Raw genomic sequence first — 18,576 nt, forward strand, 5'->3', positions numbered from 1 at the left:
ACGTCGAACCGAACGCACCCGAGGAGCCCCTCATCAGCGCCACCCAGCCCCAGCCCCTCGTCGACGCGGAGCCGGTCGCCGAGCGCAGCCTCGGGAGGGCCCGCGCCATGCTCGCCGCCGGGACGATGGTGTCGCGCGTCCTGGGCTTCGCGAAGACGATCATCCTCGCCTACGCGATCGGCCAGCAGGGATCCGTCGCAGCGGACGCCTTCGCGGTGTCGAACCAGCTGCCGAACAACATCTACGCGCTCATCGCCGGCGGTCTGCTCTCCGCCGTGCTCATCCCGCAGATCGTCCGCTCGATGCAGCAGCACGTCGACGGCGGGACGGCCTACGTCAACAAGATCGTCACCCTCGGTGCCTCGGTCTTCGTCGTGATCACCATCATCGCGACCGCGCTCGCACCGCTGCTCGTCCGGCTGTACAGCATCCAGGCCGGGGACGGATCGAAGGGCTTCACCCCGGCGCAGACCGACCTCGCGGTGGCCTTCGCGTTCTGGTGCCTGCCGCAGATCCTCTTCTACGCGCTGTACTCCCTGCTCGGCGAGGTCCTCAACGCGAAGCAGGTCTTCGGCCCGTTCACCTGGGCGCCGCTGATCAACAACGTCATCGCCGTGGGTGGCCTCATCCTGTTCATGGCGCTGTTCGGGGACCGCTCGGTGAACGCGGGACTCGACGACTGGACGCCCGCCAAGATCGCGGTCCTCGCGGGGAGCGCTTCCTTCGGCGTCGTCGCACAGGCGGCGTTCCTGCCGTTCTTCTGGCGCCGAGCCGGTCTGACCTTCCGGCCCGACTTCCGCTGGCGTGGCGTCGGCCTCAAGGCCACCGGGACCGCAGCCGGGTGGCTCTTCGCGATGATCCTCGTCACGCAGCTCGCCGGACTCGTGCAGTCGCGGGTCTCGTCCCTCGGTACCGGGGCGGCCGGCAACGCGGTCCTGCAGAACGCCTGGCTGCTGTTCATGCTCCCGCACTCGATCATCACGGTCTCGATCGCGACCGCCTACTTCACCCGGATGAGCCACGACGCGGAGCGGGGCGACCTCGCCGCCGTCCGGAGGAACCTGTCGCTCAGCCTCAGGATCGTCGGCCTCTTCACGGTCTTCGCCTCGGTCGCCCTGATGGTCGTCTCGGTGCCGTTCGGACGGATCTTCTCGAACACCTTCGACGGCGCCCTCTCGATCGGCGCCGTCCTCCTCGCGTACATGCCCGGCCTCGTGCTGTTCAGCATGCTGTTCGTGATCCAGCGGGTGTTCTGGGCCCTGCACGACCACCGCACGCCGTTCCTCATGCAGTGCGTGCAGTCGGTGCTGTTCGTGATCGGTGCCCTCGCGGTGTCGACGTTCCCGGGACACGCCGTCGGCTTCTCGATCGCGGCGTGCACGACGCTCGCGGGCTCCGCCCAGACCGTCCTCGCACTCGTGCTCGTGTCCCGCCGCCTGCGGGGCATGGAAGGCGCGAACGTCACGCGGTCCCACGTCCAGTTCATCGTGGCGGCCGTCGTCGCCGGTGCCGTCGGTCTCGTCGTCGTGTGGTTCTTCGGCGCCTTCTCCGCGAGCGGGTTCGCGATGTCGGACGCCACGGGTGCGGTCCTCACGATCCTGCTGACCGGCGTCGTGATGTCCCTCGTGTACTTCGGCGTCCTGGCCCTCGCACGGAACCAGGAGATCCGCGGAGCGGTCGACATCGTCCGTTCCCGGCTCGGACGCTGACGTCGACCGGGCTCCGGCTCCGCGCGCTCCGTCCTCGCCATGCCCGTCGGCCGCTGCCCGCGCTGCACGGGTTCCGCGGAATGCCACGCCGGTAGCATGTGTTCACCCGGTCAGCACTCAACGGAAGGGCAGCGAGGCATGCGCCAGCTCATCATCATCGGTTCCGGTCCGGCCGGGTTCACCGCCGGCATCTACGCCGCGCGCGCGGAGCTCGCACCCCTGATCGTCGCGTCCAGCGTCGAGACGGGCGGCGAACTCACGAAGACGACCGAGGTCGAGAACTTCCCGGGCTTCCCCGAGGGCATCCAGGGCCCGGACCTGATGATCAAGATGCAGGAGCAGGCCGAGAAGTTCGGCGCCGAGGTCCTGTACGACGACGCGGTGTCCGTCGACCTCACCGGCCAGGTGAAGAAGGTCACCGTGGGCTCGGGTGAGACGTACGAGGCCCTCGCGGTCATCTACGCGACCGGCTCGGCCTACCGTCACCTCGGCCTCCCCGACGAGGAGCGGCTCTCCGGTCACGGCGTCTCCTGGTGCGCCACGTGCGACGGCTTCTTCTTCCGCCAGAAGAACATCGCCGTCGTCGGTGGCGGTGACTCCGCGATGGAAGAGGCGACGTTCCTCACCCGCTTCGCCGACAAGGTGACGGTCATCCACCGCAAGGACTCCCTGCGCGCGTCGAAGATCATGCAGGACCGCGCCCACAACGACCCGAAGATCGAGTTCGCGTGGAACAAGGAGGTCATCGGCATCGACGGTGAGTCCTCCGTCACGGGCGTGCAGCTGCGCGACACCGTCACGGGCGAGACCTCGTCGCTCGAGCTCGACGGCCTGTTCATCGCGATCGGCAACGACCCGCGGACGCACCTGATCCACGGGCAGATCGACATCGCCCCGGAGGGCACCATCGCCGTCCAGGGCCGCTCGTCGAAGACCAACCTCCCGGGTGTCTTCGCCGCCGGTGACGTCATCGACCCCACCTACCGGCAGGCGATCACCGCTGCCGGCTCGGGGACGGTCGCCGCACTCGACGCGGAGAAGTACCTCGCCGAGCTCGACGACGCCCTGACCGAGCCCGCCGTGGGCGTGACCCCGGAGTCCCCGGTCACGGTCGACGTCGAGGCCGCTCGGGCCTGATCCCGGGGAATGCCACAGCGGCCACGCCGTTGTACCCACCGACCGAATCCTCGGCTGCGACCGGGATCCACGAAGGAGCACACATGTCCAACGCCAAGGCAGTCACCGACGCCACCTTCTCGGACGAGGTCCTGAAGTCCGACAAGACGATCCTCGTCGACTTCTGGGCCGAGTGGTGCGGTCCGTGTCGCGCGGTCTCGCCGATCCTCGACCAGATCGCCGCGGAGCACGCCGACAAGATCGAGATCGTCAAGCTCAACGTCGACGACAACCCGCAGTCGGCGATGAACTACCAGATCACCTCGATCCCGGCGATGAAGGTGTTCAAGGGCGGCGAGGTCGTCAAGACCGTCATCGGCGCCAAGCCGAAGCCTGCGCTCGAGGCCGACCTCGCCGAGTTCCTCGCGTAGTCGACCCGTTCCGCACGAACGCCCCGTCCCCGCAATCCGGGGGCGGGGCGTTCTGCCGCCCGGAGTCCTACCAGCACACCTGAGCGTGCGGTGGTGCGTTCTCTCACGCTGCAGGCCACGGGAGGCCGATCGGACCCCGGGTTTCCGCAGCACATGTCGTAGTGTGGCGGGAATGCCTCAGTGAACGGAGCACACGATGACGAACGGCACCAGCCTCGACCCCTGGTACGACTCCTACGCCCAGCGCACCGCCGGGTTGAGCGCCTCCGAGGTCCGAGCCCTGTTCGCCGTCGCATCGCGCCCAGAGGTCGTCTCCCTGGCCGGCGGCATGCCGTACGTGTCCGCCCTGCCCCGTGAGCTCGTGACGGGCTCCATCGACCGTGTGATGGCCGAGGACGCCGCGATGGCGCTCCAGTACGGCGGCGGACAGGGCCTGCGTTCCCTCCGCGAGCACATCGTCGACGTCATGAGCCTCGAAGGCATCCGGGCGTCCGCGGACGACGTCGTCGTGACCACGGGCTCGCAGCACGCGCTGGACCTCGTCACGCGGCTCTTCATCGACCCGGGCGACGTCGTCCTCGCCGAGTCACCCTCGTACGTCGGCGCGATCGGTGTCTTCCGCTCGTACCAGGCCGAGACCGTGCACGTGACCACTGACGAGCACGGCCTCGTCCCGGAGGCCCTGCGCGAGGCGATCGCGAACCTCCGGACGCAGGGCAAGCGGATCAAGTTCCTCTACACGATCCCGAACTTCCACAACCCGGCCGGCGTCACGATGAGCCGTGAGCGCCGGATCGAGGTCCTCGACATCTGCCGCTCGAACGGCATCCTCGTGCTGGAGGACAACCCGTACGGGCTCCTGTGGTTCGACGAGCCGGCGCCGCAGGCGATCCGGTCGATCGACGACGAGGGCGTGGTGTACCTCGGCTCGTTCTCGAAGACCCTTGCGCCGGGCTTCCGGGTCGGTTGGGCCCTGGCCCCGCACGCGATCCGCGAGAAGCTCGTCCTCGCCAACGAGTCGGCGGTGCTCGCACCGAACTCCTTCGGGCAGTACGTCGTCAACGCCTACCTCGACGCGGCCGACTGGAAGGGCCAGATCGACACGTTCCGTGGTCTCTACGCCGAGCGCCGCGACGCCATGCTCTCCGCGCTGGGGGAGTTCCTGCCCGACCTCACCTGGACCCGACCGAACGGCGGGTTCTTCGTGTGGCTCACCCTGCCCGAAACCCTCGACTCGAAGGGCATGCTGCCGCGCGCAGTGAAGGAACTCGTGGCCTACACCCCGGGGACCGCGTTCTACGCGGACGGTCGCGGCGGCGGGAACATCCGGCTGTCCTTCTGCTACCCGACCGCCGAGCAGATCCGAGTCGGGGTGAAGCGTCTCGCAACGGTCGTCAACGACGAGCTGGAACTCCTCGAGACCTTCGGCTCCGCCACGCGGCCGAACGCTGTCGTCCGGCAGTCCTCCTCGGTGTCCGCTCCGCCGCCGAACATCTCCTGATCAGCACTTTCGTTCGTACTCAGCACGGAGGACCATCCTCATGGCCGCGCCCGCACACCGTCACGTCGTCGTCGTCGCGGGAGGCATCTCGCACGAGCGTGACGTCTCCCTCCGCTCCGGTCGACGGGTCGCCGACTCCTTGACCGGCTACGGCTGGAACGTGGACCTCCGGGATGCGGACGCCTCGCTGCTGCCGACGCTCGCCGAGTCGCGCCCAGACGTCGTGTGGCCGGCTCTGCACGGCGCTTCCGGAGAAGACGGGGCCCTGCGAGGAATCCTGGAGGCTCTGGACATCCCGTTCGTCGGCTCACGGTCCACCTCGGCCCGGTTGGCATGGGACAAGCCCACCGCATCTGCCCTCGTCGCGCGCGCGGGAGTCCGGACTCCGCGCTCGATCACGCTCTCGCACGACGTCTTCCGTGAGCTCGGGGCAGTCGGTGTGCTCGAGGCGATCGCTGGCGAGCACCCCGTGCCGCTTGCCGTGAAGCCAGCGCGTGGCGGCAGCGCGCAGGGCGTCACCCTCGTGGACGACGTGAACGACCTGCCACGCGCCATGGTCACTGCCTACACGTACTGCGACGACGTGGTGGTGGAGCAACTGATCCGCGGTGTCGAGGTCGCGGTCGGGATCATCGACACCGGTGACGGCCCGGTCGCACTCTCCGCGGTCGAGATCGTCCCCCGCAGCGGAACGTACGGGTTCGAAGCACGGTACAACGCAGGCGAGACGACCTTCTACACGCCCGCTCGACTCTCCGACGAGCAGGCCGCATCGGTCTCGGCAGCAGCGATCGCCGCGCACGAGGCTCTCGCCCTGCGGCACCTGTCCCGTGTCGACCTCATCATCGACGGCGCGGGAACACCCTGGTTCCTGGAAGCGAACGTGCTGCCGGGGCTCACCGAGACCTCCCTCGTCCCGCAGGCACTGTCCGCATCGGGCTTCGACCTGGGATGGACGTACGCCGAGCTGGCTGAGCAGGCCATCCGCGACGACGCCCGCTGACCACGCGATGAAGCTGCCCGTTCCACGTGGAACACCTGCAGCGCTCCTGGTGTGCACCATGGCGATCGCCGCCGTGCTCATCACCGCAGATGGGTTGCATGCTCGAGCCGCCCGTCGCGGGCACGGCGATCGCGAACGCTCGAGCCCGTCGAGTCCGGGGAGCGTCGTCGTACTCGGTTTTGCGAACAAAAGTCCCCGGATCAACATGATCAATCGTTGGCGTGCGCGAATCGCAGTCCGGACCGCGCGAGGTCGCCCGGCTGCTCGGATCATCTGCAGCGGCGGAGCGGTTCACGGGCCGATCCCCGAGGGTGAACTGCTCGCGCAGTACATCCGCGAACACCTCGGATGGTCGGGCGCCATGACCACCGAGACGGCGAGCCGATCCACGTGGGAGAACGTGCGGAACGTCGCACCACTCCTCGCCGACGCGGCTTGGATCGTGTTTGCTTCGAACAGCATCCACGCCGAGAAGGCGCGTGCGTACCTCCGTCGGCAGCATCCAGCGCTCGCGGACCATCTCATCCCGGGCCGAGATCACCGCTGGGGCGAGATGCTCCCGGTGAAGCCGATCTTCGCGGCGGTGGGGCTGTGGAAGCTCGCGCGACCGCGACGTTCCACGTGAAACGCACGGACACTCGTCCATGGTCGCCCAGAGCGATCGCAGGCTCAGAACGAGCACACGTTGTTCCACGTGAAACTCGGTCCCGATCACGTAAGGCGGACCCAAAGCACGCTGTGCTCGTTGTAGTCGAGTCCAAGAGAGGGCGCAGGGCACAGCGCCTCGCTGCGACGCCCCCAACGTGCCTCTGAGGCGCTTTCAGTGGAGGACGGTCCCGAGACCCGGCTACGCCCAGAACACCTCCCAGAGCGGCTCACACGACGCAGACAACAATCAGCGCCCTGCCCCTAAGCCCGAGGGCTTCACTCCAGTGAATGCCCGCCAGGCACCACGCGGTCAGGGCGGCTCGGGGAGGCGAGAGGCGCTCGGGGAAGTCTCCGAGCGTCGTCTACCTGCGGTGACCGGCGTTTCACCATCATCGGAGCTTGGTACCGCCAACGCGGCAGACCGCACACTCGCAATCCGGGCTTCACCGCTCCTGGCAACGGCAGCCGCATCGCTCGGCTCGACCACGCCCGCACCGCTCGGCTCAACCGCACTCACATCGCTCGGCAAACACCCCCACATCGCTGAGTTGATCCGCACTGTGCCGTGAGTCGACGGCAGGACCCGCCCCACACCGCGCCTGGCGTCACGACCAGGACCTCACAGGCCGCGGGCCCGACGGTGCCGCCACCGTCAGAGTGGACAGACACCCAACCGGCAAGCACGGAGACGCCACACCGACCTCAGTCCCCAGCTGCGTGGTTCACTGACGTGCCGCCCACCAGCCCACTACCAAGCAAACGATCGGGTTCAGTCCGACTGCCGGGGTTCGCGCCGCGATGACCGGGTGTCGGTCACCGCCGTGACGCCACGACCAACGGATCACTCGGTGATGTCGCGGATACCGAGCTCGCCCAGGATACGGTTCAGGTCGTCGCCGTTGGCGAAGTCGATCGTCACCGAACTCTTCCGCGCGCCGACCGCGATCTTCACACGGGTGTTCAACCGGTCGCCCAGGCGCTCCGCGAGGTCATCGAAGTGCGCCTGCCGCTTGGTCACCTGCTGCTTCGGCTTGGTCGGCTTCCCGGCAGCGAGTTGCTGAGCGAGCGCCTCGGCCGTGCGGACGGAGAGGTCCTCGTTGACGATCTTCTCGGCAAGGTACTCCATCGCCTCAGCGTCAGGCGCAGCGAGGATGGCACGTGCGTGTCCGGCCGACAGCACGCCTGCTGCAACGCGACGCTGCACGGGGGAGGGGAGACGCAACAGTCGGATCGTGTTGGTGATCTGCGGCCGCGATCGGCCGATCTTCTGGGCGAGCTGCTCCTGGGTGATCCCGAAGTCAGCGAGGAGCTGCTGGTACGCCGAGGCCTCTTCGAGCGGGTTGAGCTGCGCCCGGTGCAGATTCTCGAGCAGAGCATCGCGGAGCATCGCGTCATCGGGGGTTTCCTTGACGATCGCCGGGATCGTGCTGAGGCCCAGCTCCTTCGTCGCGCGCAGACGGCGCTCGCCCATGATGAGCTCGTACTGCGGATCCGTACCCGAAGCACCCGCGATGGGGCGTACGACGATCGGCTGGAGCACGCCGATCTCGCGGATCGAGTGCACGAGCTCCTGGAGCTCCTCTTCGCGGAACTCCTTTCGCGGTTGCTGGGCGTTCGGCACGACGTCCAGCGGGTTCAGGTTCGCCAGGCGCGCGCCGGGGACGGCGACGAGGTCCTCAGCGGTCGGCGCCGATGCCGGCGAGCCACCCGTCGGGAAGAACACGTCGACCGGACGGTTCTGCTGCTCGGTGGCGGTGGGGATGAGTGCGCCGATGCCTCGGCCGAGTCCGGTTCGCTTCGGTGCCATCAGTGCTGCGCTCCTCGTGCTGCGATCTCGGAAGCCGCCTCCAGGTAGGAGAGCGACCCGGGGGAGTTGATGTCGTACGCCACGACGCTCTGCCCGTAGCTGGGTGCCTCACTGACGCGCACCGACCTCGGGATCATCGACTGCAGCACCTGGTCACCGAAGTGCTCCCGGACGTCAGCGGCGACCTGGTTCGCGAGGTTCGTCCGGCCGTCGTACATGGTGAGAAGGATCGTCGAGACACGGAGCTTCGGGTTGAGGTGCCGCTCGATGAGTTCGATGTTCCGCAGGAGCTGGCTGAGGCCCTCCAGCGCGTAGTACTCGCACTGGATCGGGATCAGGACCTCTTCCGCGGCGACGAACGCGTTGATCGTCAGGAGCCCCAGCGACGGAGGGCAGTCGATGAAGACGTAGTGGTACGGCTCGTCCAGTGACTCGAGGTACTGGTCGAGCGCCGTCCGCAGCCGCTGCTCGCGCGCGACGAGCGAGACGAGCTCGATCTCAGCGCCGGCGAGGTGGATGGTCGCCGGGACGCACCAGAGCGATTCTGACTCGGGGGAGCGCTGCACGGTTTCGGCGATCGGTGCCTCGTCGACGATGACGTCGTAGATGCTCGCGACCTCGGCCTGGTGGTCGACACCGAGCGCGGTCGATGCATTGCCTTGCGGGTCGAGATCGATCACAAGTACGCGCGCGCCGCCGTGGGCCAGCGCGGCGGCGAGGTTGACCGTCGTCGTCGTCTTGCCGACGCCACCTTTCTGGTTCGACACCGTCAGGATGCGCGTCTTGTCAGGCAGAGGGAACTGCTGCGTCGCGATCGCACGGCGCCGACGGTTCAGGTCAGCAATCTCACGTGCAAGCGGCGTCGAAGCGTCGTAGTCGGTGGATGAACTCAACGAGTGCCCTCTTCCCCGGTTCGTGTTTCACGTGGAACGCGGAGCGCTGCTGCCGACGTCAATCAACTGTAGCCCGGAACACACGGGTGGTCTCCTCGACCACACCGTCTCCGAGCTCGAGGACCTCGACGTCACTCAGACGCTTCCGGAGGATGACCTTGCGAGCCTTCTCGATCTCATCGTCGACCCGCGCACCCTTCATGAGGATGAGCTGCCCACCCGAGCGCACGAGCGGCACCGTCAGGGGAATGAGCTTCGACAACGCGGAGACCGCGCGCGCGGTCACCTGGTCAACGACGATGTCGTCTGCAACGTCCTCTGCACGGGCCCGGACGACCGTCACGTTGTCGAGACCGAGGCGGTCGACCTCGGCGGTCAGCCAGTCGCACCGCCGCTCCATCGGCTCGATCAGTGTGAACTGGACGTCCGAGCGTGCGATCGCGAGAACCAGCCCGGGCAGCCCCGCGCCGGAACCGACGTCGGCAACGCGGCCCCGCGCCTCCAGGAGGGGTGCCAGCAGAGCGGAATTGAGGATGTGTCGAGTCCACAACCGGGGCAGCTCGAGCGGGCCGATCAGGCCCAACTCCTCGCCGCGCCGCGCCAGTTCGTCGGTGAACGACCGAGCGAGATCCAGACGGTCACCGAAGAGGGTCGCTGCAGCGGCCGGTTCGACCTCGAGTTCCGGACTGGGAGCTTCGGTCATCGGGTGACGACGGTGTGCCGGTCGCGGCCTTCACCCTCGGACTCCGAGCGGAAGCCCTTCTCGGCGACGAGGTCGTGCACCAGCTTGCGCTCGTACGACGACATCGGGGGGAGTGCGGCCGTGGACGACCCGGCCTCGATCCGCTCGATGGCGGTGTCGACGAGGCGCTGCAGCTCAGATGCGCGGGTGTCGCGCGAGCCGGCGACGTCGAGGATCAGACGGCTGAACTCGCCCGTCTCCGCCTGCACCGCGATGCGCGTGAGTTCCTGGAGGGCAGTCACCGTCTCCGGCTTCGACAGCACTCGGAGGGAGTCACCGTCATCCGTGACGGAGAGGTACACCCGACCGCCCCGCTCCTCGATCTCGAGATCGCCGTCGAGGTCGCAGATGTCGAGCAGTTCCTCGATGTAGTCCGCCGCGATGTCCGCTTCGTCGCGGTCGACCTCGGTGGCCTCGGCGGTGGTGGTGTCGTCCGTCACTTACTTCTTCCCGTTCTTCTTCGACCGGTTCTTGCCGACCGGCTGCTGACGCTGCGTCGTGACCCGCACGGGCTCGACCTCGACGGCCGTCGCACCGGCACCCGCCTCGGCGAGCACCGGGGTGCCGCGGCGCTGGGCCTTCTTCGCGAGCCGGGCCTCACGGGCGAGGGCGGCCTCGGAGCCCGGCGTGGGCATGCTCCGGATGACGAAGTACTGCTGCGCCATCGTCCAGACGTTCGAGGCGAGCCAGTAGAACATGACGCCGAGGGGGAACGACAGACCGGAGATGACGAAGACCAGCGGGAGGATGTACAGCATCATCTTCTGCTGGCGGTACATCGGAGACTCCTTGGTCTCCGGGGACATGTTCTTCGCGACGAGCTGCAGCTGCGTGATGAACTGCGAGGCCGTCATCACCACGATCATGAAGCCGGCGATGGCCCGGACTTCCCAGCCCGAGGCGTTCGTGAAGGTCTCGTGCAGCGGGGCGCCGAAGAGCGACGCGTTGCCGAAGCTGGCCGCCAGGTCGTTCGTCAACAGGCCGATGCCGGTCTTGTTGATCTGCGCCTCGTGCAGCACCGAGTAGAGCGAGAAGAAGATCGGCATCTGGATGAGCAGCGGCAGGCAGGAGCTCAACGGGTTCGTCCCGGTCTCCTTGTAGAGCGCCATGGTCTCGCGGCTCATCGCCTCGCGCGAGAACTGGTCCTTCTTGCCCTTGTACTTGTCCTGGATCTTCTTGAGTTGCGGCGCGACCTCGAGCATGCGACGCTGCGACTTGATCTGGCGCACGAAGATCGGGATCAGCGCGGCACGGACCACGAAGGTCAGGAAGATGATCGACAGCACCCACGTGATGCCCGCGCCGGGGTCCATCCCGAGGCTCTCGAACACCCAGTGGAAGCCGACGAGGATGGCGGAGACCACCCACTTGAGCGGCCAGAGGATGGTTCCGATGAATCCGAAGTCCATGGGGGCGGTCACGCCTTTCGCGTTCGCTGGGGAAGCAGCAGCGGGGTGATCGCAGGCTGCTGGGGCTGCGGGCTGGTGGTGGGTCCGTCGGCAGGGCCGGTGACGAAGCCGAAGCGGTTCACGGTGTAGGGACGGCGACGTTCCCTGACGTCGTCGATGCCTCCGGCTGCCCAGGGGTTGCAGCGGGCGATCCGCCACGCTCCCATGGCCGTGCCTCGGACGACCCCGTACTGCTGGATGGCCTCGAGCGCGTACCGGGAGCACGACGGATGGTAGCGGCAGACGTTCCCGTAGAGCGGGGAGATGACCGCTCGGTAGGCGCGGAGCACGACGACGCACGCGTTGCGCGGGAGCAACGCGACGACCCAAGCGACCCGGGTCAGCCGACTGCGGTTCATGCTGCCTTCTCCACTCCGCGCGCGAACGAGCGCGAAACGTCTCCGAGCAGGGTAGGCCATCCGGCCTGCGCGGCGGCTGGCAGTGCGCGGATCACCACGTCGTGCCCCGTCGGCACGTCCGCGAGCAGTTCGTGCGCGATCGCCTTCAGGCGCCGACGGACGAGGTTGCGGGTGACCGCGTTGCCGACCGTCTTCGCGACGATGAACCCGAAGCGCGTCGGTCCGAGCGAGCCGCTCGGGTGACGGACCACGGATACGACGACGTGCGCCGTGGCGCTCTTGCGTCCACGGCGCACGACGGACCGGTAGTCGTCACCACGGACGATGCGGTTGGCGCGGGCCAGCATGCTCGCTACCGCCGACCGATCCGCGAGCGGACCGATCGGCGGCCGATCAGGCGATGCCTGTTCAGGCGCTGAGCTCGGTGCGGCCCTTGGAACGGCGCGCGGCGAGGATGGCGCGGCCGGCACGGGTGCGCATGCGGGCGCGGAAGCCGTGCTTCTTGGCGCGGCGGCGGTTGTTCGGCTGGAAGGTGCGCTTGCTCATGATGATCTCCACGCGGCTGCACCGACCACCACGCGAGAGTGCACCGCGCGAGTGTCCGTGTGAGCCGTCACGTATGTATGTGTGTTGCCGCTCGGAGCACCGAACGACGCGTAACGGGCGCGACCAGCTGGCCGCAGTCAACTGGTTAACGGTACGTGACAGCAGCGGACAGGTCAAACGACGGCCGGATCGCGGCGCGCACGACCATTGTCCACACTGGGGAAAACTTCGGTTCGGTACGACGCGCTGTGGTCCCGTACAGTGGTGTGATCGATCCGCCCTCGGCCCGGTACGACAGGGGAGTACCCCTTCGGAGCTCGGTCGGGCGGTCGTGGACAAGGCTGTGGACAACCCTGTGGACCGTACGGTTCGGCGCAGTGTCCGCCACCGGTGCCGACGAAGCCGCCGACGCCGTCCGCGACCGGGCGGTACGGGGGCCCTGCGGCGTGCAGTCGCCACCGCGACGATGACCCGACACGCACACGAGCACGAACGAACCTGGAGACGAGCGCGACATGACGATGCCGGCCGACCCCGTCGAGGACCTCTGGTCGTCGGTGCTCGGACTCCTCGCCGAGGACGACCGCATCACCCCGCAGCTGCACGGCTTCCTCAACCTGGTCGAGCCGAAGGGCGTGCTCGCCGGCACGCTCTACCTCGAGGTGCCGAACGACCTCACCCGCGGCATGCTCGAGCAGCGCATCCGCATCCCGATCACCGAGGCGATCGCCCGGATCGGCGACGACGCCGTCGCCAACTTCGCGATCACCGTGAACCCGGACATGGCGTCGGAGCCCCGCGTGGACGTCACGACCCCGACGCACGTCCCCGACTACGCCGAGCCGTCCCAGGCGACCGTCGAGCAGAGCGCCGCACCCCGCCAGTACATCGAGGCGCCCTTCGTCCCGAGCCAGATCGACTCCCCGGGCACCGGCGGACGCCCCGAGTCGCGGCTCAACCCGAAGTACAACTTCGACAACTTCGTCATCGGCTCCTCGAACCGCTTCGCGCACGCCGCTGCCGTCGCGGTCGCCGAGGCACCGGCCAAGGCCTACAACCCGCTCTTCATCTACGGCGACTCCGGCCTCGGCAAGACCCACCTCCTGCACGCGATCGGCCACTACGCCGAGAGTCTCTACCCGGGCATCCGGGTCCGGTACGTGTCGAGCGAGGAGTTCACCAACGACTTCATCAACTCGATCGCGAACAACCGCTCGAACCAGTTCCAGCAGCGGTACCGCGACATCGACATCCTGCTGATCGACGACATCCAGTTCCTCCAGGGCAAGGACTCCACGCAGGAGGCCTTCTTCCACACGTTCAACACGCTGCACGACCACAACAAGCAGGTCGTGATCACGTCGGACGTCGCCCCGAAGCACCTCACCGGCTTCGAGGACCGGATGCGCTCGCGCTTCGAGTGGGGCCTCATCACCGACGTGCAGGCTCCCGACCTCGAGACGCGCATCGCGATCCTCCGCAAGAAGGCGCAGTCCGACCACCTGCAGGTGCCAGACGACATCCTCGAGTTCATGGCGTCGAAGGTCTCGAGCAACATCCGGGAGCTCGAAGGGACGCTCATCCGGGTGACCGCGTTCGCGAGCCTCAACCGCACGGCCGTCGACATGGCGCTCGTGCAGACGGTCCTCAAGGACCTCATCACGCTCGACGACGACAACGTGATCGCGCCGACGGACATCATCAACCACACCGCGGAGTACTTCAAGCTCTCCGTCGACGACCTCTACGGGTCCTCGCGCTCCCAGGCGATCGCGACCGCTCGGCAGATCGCCATGTACCTCTGCCGCGAGATGACGAGCCTGTCCCTGCCCAAGATCGGGCAGCTGTTCGGCAACCGCGACCACACGACGGTCATGTACGCGAACAAGAAGATCACGGAGCTCATGAAGGAGCGTCGGTCGATCTACAACCAGGTCACCGAACTGACGAGCCGCATCAAGCAGGACCGCCGCTACCGCTGATCGAGCGAGCCGCGTCGCGACGCGACCGAGGGACGGACGGGAGGCGCGGTGCGGACTGGCACCGCGCCTCCCGTCCGTCTCTTCGTCGCGCCAGCGACATGTCGGATGCACGCGACACGCCCTCCGACCAGTGTGAATGCGTGCATGTCCACCATCTGAGACGGTTCCAGGCGGCGAGATTCCCACAGTGTGGAAAGCCTGTGGATAACTGTGGATGACACGCGGGCCCGTTGTTCACAGATCTACCCCCACCTGTGGAGACTGGGGATGGAAGTGGATAGATGACGTTCCCTCATCCAGACCTCGTCAACACACGACTCACAACTCACACCTGTGTAGTTCCCTGTGGACAAGCGGGATGCACAGAGTTATCCACACTGTGCACAGGCGTTAACACCATTGATCCTGGTTAACGATGAATCTCCGCGGGACAACCTTGTGGACGGCGGGATGACAAGAATCCGGCGCCCGCTCCGCTGTGCCACAATGGGGCGGCCGGACAGTCCAAACGATCGACAGGGGTCCCAGCTGTGAAGTTCGAGGTCAACCGGGACGTCTTCTCCGAAGCCGTCTCCTTCGCGGTGAAACTCCTCCCACAGCGCACGACCCTCCCGATCCTCTCCGGCGTGCTGATCCACGCCGAGGGCGATCGCCTGACGCTCTCCTCGTTCGACTACGAGGTCTCGGCGCAGACGTCGATCACCGCGCAGATCGACGAACCGGGCACGGTCCTCGTCTCAGGCCGTCTGCTCAACGACATCGCGAGCCGACTCCCGAACGCGCCGGTCACGTTCACCACCGAGGACACCAAGATCTCGGTGACCTGCGGTTCGGCGCACTTCACCCTGCTGTCCATGCCGGTCGAGGAGTACCCCACCCTCCCGGAGATCGGACCGCAGACCGGCGTCATCCCGGGCGACGCCTTCTCCGAAGCCGTCTCGCAGGTCGCCGTCGCCGCGAGCCGCGACGACGTCACGCCGGTCATCACGGGCGTGCAGCTCGAGGTGGGCGACAACGACCTGTCGCTCATCGCGACCGACCGGTACCGTGTCGCCGTCCGGACGATCGCGTGGGACTCCGGCCGTGTCGGCTCCGACCCGCTGCACGCGCTCGTCCCGGCGCGCACCCTGCAGGAGGTCGGCCGCACGTTCGGCTCGGCGTCCACCGTGTCGGTGTCGATCAGCGGCACCTCGGACCGCGAGCTCATCGCGTTCCACGCCGACGACAAGACCGTGACCTCGTTGCTCATCAAGGGCAACTACCCGCCGGTCCGCCGGCTCTTCCCCGAGACCGTCGACGACCACGCGGTGATCAACACCGCGGAGCTCGTCGAGGCGGTCCGACGGGTCTCCCTCGTCCTGGAGCGCGAAGCAGCGCTCCGGTTCTCCTTCTCGGTCGACGGGCTCACGCTCGAGGCGATCGGGTCCGAACAAGCGCAGGCGTCAGAGTCGATCAGTGCGTTGCTGACCGGAGAGGAAACGGTGGTCTCGCTGAAGCCCGCCTTCCTCCTGGACGGGTTGAACGCGGTGCACTCCGAGTTCGTCCGCATCTCCTTCACCAAGACGGAGAACCCGAACAAGCCCGGCCCGGTGCTCCTCACCGGCCAGACTTCGCAGGACGCACCTGCCACGGACGGATACCGGTACCTGCTGCAGCCCAATCTCCTGCTGCGGTAAGCGCAACAGCCGAACACTGCGCTGACGCGCCACCCCTGCATCAGCGCGACGACGAACAGAAGAGGAAATCATGCACATCGGTCTTGTCGGCCTCGGTCGCATGGGCAACAACATGCGTGCCCGTCTCCGCAACGCAGGCATCGAGGTCACCGGCTACGACGCGAACCCCGCCGTCTCGGACGTCGCGGACCTCGGCGCCCTCGCCGCCGCGCTCCCCGAGGGCAAGAAGCTCGTGTGGGTCATGGTCCCGCACGGCAAGATCACCGACGACGTGATCACCGACCTCGCCGAGGTCCTGAGCCCGGGTGACCTCGTCATCGACGGCGGCAACTCGAAGTGGCTCGACGACGAGGTGCACGCCAAGCAGCTCGACGCCAAGGGCATCCGCTACATGGACGCCGGCGTCTCCGGCGGCGTCTGGGGCAAGGACAACGGCTACGGCCTGATGGTGGGCGGCGCCCCCGAGGACGTCGAGTTCGCCATGCCCGTCTTCGACGCACTGCGCCCGGAGGGCCCGCGCGAAGAGGGCTTCTCGCACGCCGGCGGCGTCGGCGCTGGCCACTACGCGAAGATGGTCCACAACGGCATCGAGTACGCGATCATGCAGGCGTACGGCGAGGGCTACGAGCTCCTCGAGGCCAAGGACATCATCCACGACGTCCCCGCCGTGTTCGCCGGTTGGCAGCGCGGCACCGTCGTGCGCTCCTGGCTGCTCGACCTGCTCGTGCTCGCGATCAACGAGGACCCGAAGCTCGACGAGCTCGAGGGCTACGTCGACGACTCGGGCGAGGGTCGCTGGACCCTCGAAGAGGCGATCGAGCTGGCGGTGCCGATGCCCGCGCTCTCGGCCGCGATGTTCGCCCGCTTCGTCTCGCGTCAGGGCAGCGAGTCCCCGACGATGAAGGCCGTCGCGGCGCTCCGCAACCAGTTCGGCGGCCACGCCGTCAAGAAGGCGTAGCTCGGGTAACCACCTGAGCTCGTCTCGGCCCGCGTGCACGTCGACCACCTGCAACTCACCGACTTCCGGAACTACCGGGAGGCGGAGGTCGACCTCGCACGCGGGCCGAACCTGTTCGTGGGCCGGAACGGACAGGGCAAGACCAACCTCGTCGAGGCGATCGGGTACCTGTCGACGCTCGGCTCGCACCGGGTCCCGACCGACGCGGCGCTGGTCCGCCAGGGCTGCGACGCGGCGATCGTCCGCGCGCGGCTCGCGCACGAGGACCGCAGCATCCTCGCCGAGGTGCAGATCAACCGCTCGGGGTCGAACCGGGCCCAGGTGAACCGCGCGGCCATCAAGCCCCGTGAGCTGCCGCGCTACTGCACGAGCGTGCTCTTCGCTCCGGAGGACCTCGCGCTCGTCCGCGGGGAACCGGCCGGACGCCGCAGGATGCTCGACGAGCTCCTCGGTCAGATCGCCCCGCGCATGCAGGGTGTCCTCGCCGACTACGACCGGACGCTCCGGCAGCGCAACACCCTGCTCAAGTCGGCGCGTGCCACCGGGTCGAAGGCAGGCGCTCTGTCGACGCTCGACGTCTGGGACGACCGGCTCGTCCAGTTCGGCGCCGAGATCATCGCCGCCCGCGATCACCTCACCCGTCGGCTCGCACCCTTCGTGACCGAGGCCTACGCCACGGTGGCCGGCGAACGCCACGAGGCGACCATCACGGGCGTCCTCAGCGTCCGCGGCGGCGACCCCGAGGACGCGGCAGCCACCGATCCGGTGCTCGGGACGCCGGACGAGCCGGTGAGTGTCCCCGCTGCGGCCGAGGCGTTCCGGAGCGCACTCGAACGCCGTCGTCGCGACGAACTCGACCGTGGGCTGACCCTCGTCGGTCCGCACCGGGACGACGTGCTCTTCCAGCTCAACGGGTTACCGGCGCGCGGGTACGCCAGCCACGGGGAGTCGTGGTCGTTCGCGCTGGCCGTCCAGCTCGCGAGCGCCGCGGTGCTCCGGGCGGAGTCGACCCTCGGCGACCCGATCATCATCCTCGACGACGTGTTCGCCGAACTCGACGAGTCACGGCGTGAACGCCTGGCGAACGCGGTGGCGGACTACGAGCAGGTGCTCATCACGGCGGCCGTGTTCGGGGACGTGCCCGAGCAGCTGGCGGCGCACACGGTGCACATCGAGGCGGGGACGATCGTCGATGCTCCCGACGCCGCCGCCCCCTCCAGCGCGGACGCGGCGTCCTGATGCCGAGGCCGTGGAAGCCGACCGAACCCTCCCGGTTCTACCGGCACCTCAAGGCGGTGTTCGGCGACCCGTCGCTCCGGACCGTCGACGCTCGCCGTCGCCGAGCACGCGAGGTCGACGCCGACTCGGTACCGTACGGCCGCGGCCGTGAGCCGAAGGGTCTCGGCGACGTCGTCGGGTCCCTCGCGGACGAGCTCGGTTGGGTCGAACCGCTCGCGCGCTCCGAACTGTTCGTGGACTGGCCCGGCGTCGTCGGCGAGGAGCTCGCGAAACACTCCCGCCCGGTGACGATCGACGACGGTGCGCTGGTCATCCGGTGCGACTCGACGGCCTGGGCGACACAGCTCCGGCTCATGCGGTCGACCATCACCACGACCATCGCGGAACGGCACCCGCAGGCAGGGGTCGAGTCGATCCGGGTTTCCGGGCCCGACGCCCCCACCTGGAAACGCGGTCCCAGAACGGTCCAGGGGCGCGGTCCTCGCGACACCTACGGTTGAGCCGACAATTTCATCCTG

At 67.9% G+C, this 18,576-nt stretch carries 19 protein-coding genes; 11 read left to right on the top strand and 8 right to left on the bottom strand.

Annotated features, from left to right (window positions below):
* The 6 genes from murJ to ACSW7Y_RS00030 all read left to right on the top strand — a co-directional run.
* Positions 1 to 1,709 (top strand): murein biosynthesis integral membrane protein MurJ (murJ, locus tag ACSW7Y_RS00005; protein ID WP_438124319.1); only part of this gene is annotated, 1,709 nt, incomplete at its 5' end.
* A gap of 138 nt (positions 1,710 to 1,847) precedes the next feature.
* Positions 1,848 to 2,846 carry a thioredoxin-disulfide reductase gene (gene trxB / locus ACSW7Y_RS00010; protein ID WP_438124320.1) on the top strand — a complete coding sequence of 333 codons (999 nt, stop codon included), beginning with the start codon at positions 1,848 to 1,850 and terminating at the stop codon, positions 2,844 to 2,846.
* Between the two features lie 83 nt (positions 2,847 to 2,929).
* Complete coding sequence (gene trxA / locus ACSW7Y_RS00015; RefSeq protein ID WP_022832611.1) at positions 2,930 to 3,256, top strand: thioredoxin; 327 nt, start codon at positions 2,930 to 2,932, stop codon at positions 3,254 to 3,256.
* Positions 3,257 to 3,452: 196 nt separating this feature from the next.
* Complete coding sequence (locus ACSW7Y_RS00020; protein WP_438124321.1) at positions 3,453 to 4,757, top strand: PLP-dependent aminotransferase family protein; 1,305 nt, start codon at positions 3,453 to 3,455, stop codon at positions 4,755 to 4,757.
* 40 nt (positions 4,758 to 4,797) lie between these two features.
* Entirely contained in the window at positions 4,798 to 5,760 is a 963-nt protein-coding gene (locus ACSW7Y_RS00025; protein WP_438124322.1) for a D-alanine--D-alanine ligase family protein, read from the top strand.
* A gap of 58 nt (positions 5,761 to 5,818) precedes the next feature.
* Positions 5,819 to 6,385, top strand: coding sequence for a YdcF family protein (locus ACSW7Y_RS00030; RefSeq protein WP_438124323.1), 567 nt, complete (start codon positions 5,819 to 5,821; stop codon positions 6,383 to 6,385).
* 864 nt (positions 6,386 to 7,249) lie between these two features.
* On the opposite strand, the gene ACSW7Y_RS00035 is transcribed toward ACSW7Y_RS00030, so the two are convergent.
* The 8 genes from ACSW7Y_RS00035 to rpmH form a co-directional block, all read right to left on the bottom strand.
* Entirely contained in the window at positions 7,250 to 8,215 is a 966-nt protein-coding gene (locus ACSW7Y_RS00035) for a ParB/RepB/Spo0J family partition protein (protein WP_438124324.1), read from the bottom strand.
* Positions 8,215 to 9,108 (bottom strand): ParA family protein, encoded by an 894-nt coding sequence (locus tag ACSW7Y_RS00040; protein ID WP_438124325.1) that lies wholly within the window; start codon positions 9,106 to 9,108, stop codon positions 8,215 to 8,217. The genes ACSW7Y_RS00035 and ACSW7Y_RS00040 overlap by 1 nt, the downstream gene beginning before the upstream one ends.
* 58 nt (positions 9,109 to 9,166) lie before the next feature.
* Positions 9,167 to 9,811 carry a 16S rRNA (guanine(527)-N(7))-methyltransferase RsmG gene (rsmG, locus tag ACSW7Y_RS00045; protein ID WP_438124326.1) on the bottom strand — a complete coding sequence of 215 codons (645 nt, stop codon included), beginning with the start codon at positions 9,809 to 9,811 and terminating at the stop codon, positions 9,167 to 9,169.
* On the bottom strand, positions 9,808 to 10,290 hold the full coding sequence (locus ACSW7Y_RS00050; protein ID WP_438124327.1) for a protein jag: 483 nt from the start codon (positions 10,288 to 10,290) through the stop codon (positions 9,808 to 9,810). The genes rsmG and ACSW7Y_RS00050 overlap by 4 nt, the downstream gene beginning before the upstream one ends.
* The gene (yidC, locus tag ACSW7Y_RS00055) at positions 10,291 to 11,259 is read right to left on the bottom strand and encodes a membrane protein insertase YidC (RefSeq protein ID WP_438124399.1); all 969 of its coding nucleotides are present in this window, start codon (positions 11,257 to 11,259) and stop codon (positions 10,291 to 10,293) included.
* Positions 11,260 to 11,267: 8 nt separating this feature from the next.
* On the bottom strand, positions 11,268 to 11,657 hold the full coding sequence (gene yidD / locus ACSW7Y_RS00060) for a membrane protein insertion efficiency factor YidD (RefSeq protein ID WP_438124328.1): 390 nt from the start codon (positions 11,655 to 11,657) through the stop codon (positions 11,268 to 11,270).
* Entirely contained in the window at positions 11,654 to 12,004 is a 351-nt protein-coding gene (gene rnpA, locus ACSW7Y_RS00065) for a ribonuclease P protein component (protein ID WP_438124329.1), read from the bottom strand. Before rnpA ends, yidD begins: the two co-directional genes overlap by 4 nt.
* Before the next feature lie 61 nt (positions 12,005 to 12,065).
* Positions 12,066 to 12,203, bottom strand: coding sequence for a 50S ribosomal protein L34 (gene rpmH, locus ACSW7Y_RS00070; protein WP_019181680.1), 138 nt, complete (start codon positions 12,201 to 12,203; stop codon positions 12,066 to 12,068).
* Between the two features lie 515 nt (positions 12,204 to 12,718).
* On the opposite strand from rpmH, the gene dnaA reads away from it, so the two are divergent.
* From dnaA to ACSW7Y_RS00095, 5 genes are all read left to right on the top strand, one after another.
* A complete protein-coding gene (gene dnaA, locus ACSW7Y_RS00075; RefSeq protein WP_438124330.1) occupies positions 12,719 to 14,185 on the top strand; it encodes a chromosomal replication initiator protein DnaA in 1,467 nt (488 codons plus the stop codon).
* 530 nt (positions 14,186 to 14,715) lie between these two features.
* Entirely contained in the window at positions 14,716 to 15,861 is a 1,146-nt protein-coding gene (gene dnaN, locus ACSW7Y_RS00080; protein WP_438124331.1) for a DNA polymerase III subunit beta, read from the top strand.
* Positions 15,862 to 15,931: 70 nt separating this feature from the next.
* On the top strand, positions 15,932 to 16,819 hold the full coding sequence (gnd, locus tag ACSW7Y_RS00085; protein WP_305738370.1) for a phosphogluconate dehydrogenase (NAD(+)-dependent, decarboxylating): 888 nt from the start codon (positions 15,932 to 15,934) through the stop codon (positions 16,817 to 16,819).
* Positions 16,820 to 16,852: 33 nt separating this feature from the next.
* Positions 16,853 to 18,058: a DNA replication/repair protein RecF gene (recF, locus tag ACSW7Y_RS00090; protein WP_438124332.1), complete on the top strand. Its 1,206-nt coding sequence runs from the start codon at positions 16,853 to 16,855 to the stop codon at positions 18,056 to 18,058.
* A complete protein-coding gene (locus ACSW7Y_RS00095) occupies positions 18,058 to 18,558 on the top strand; it encodes a DUF721 domain-containing protein (RefSeq protein ID WP_438124333.1) in 501 nt (166 codons plus the stop codon). Before recF ends, ACSW7Y_RS00095 begins: the two co-directional genes overlap by 1 nt.
* The last annotated feature ends 18 nt before the right edge of the window (positions 18,559 to 18,576 follow it).

Origin of the sequence: Curtobacterium flaccumfaciens, from assembly GCF_051548005.1 — a bacterium.
Classification (GTDB): domain Bacteria; phylum Actinomycetota; class Actinomycetes; order Actinomycetales; family Microbacteriaceae; genus Curtobacterium.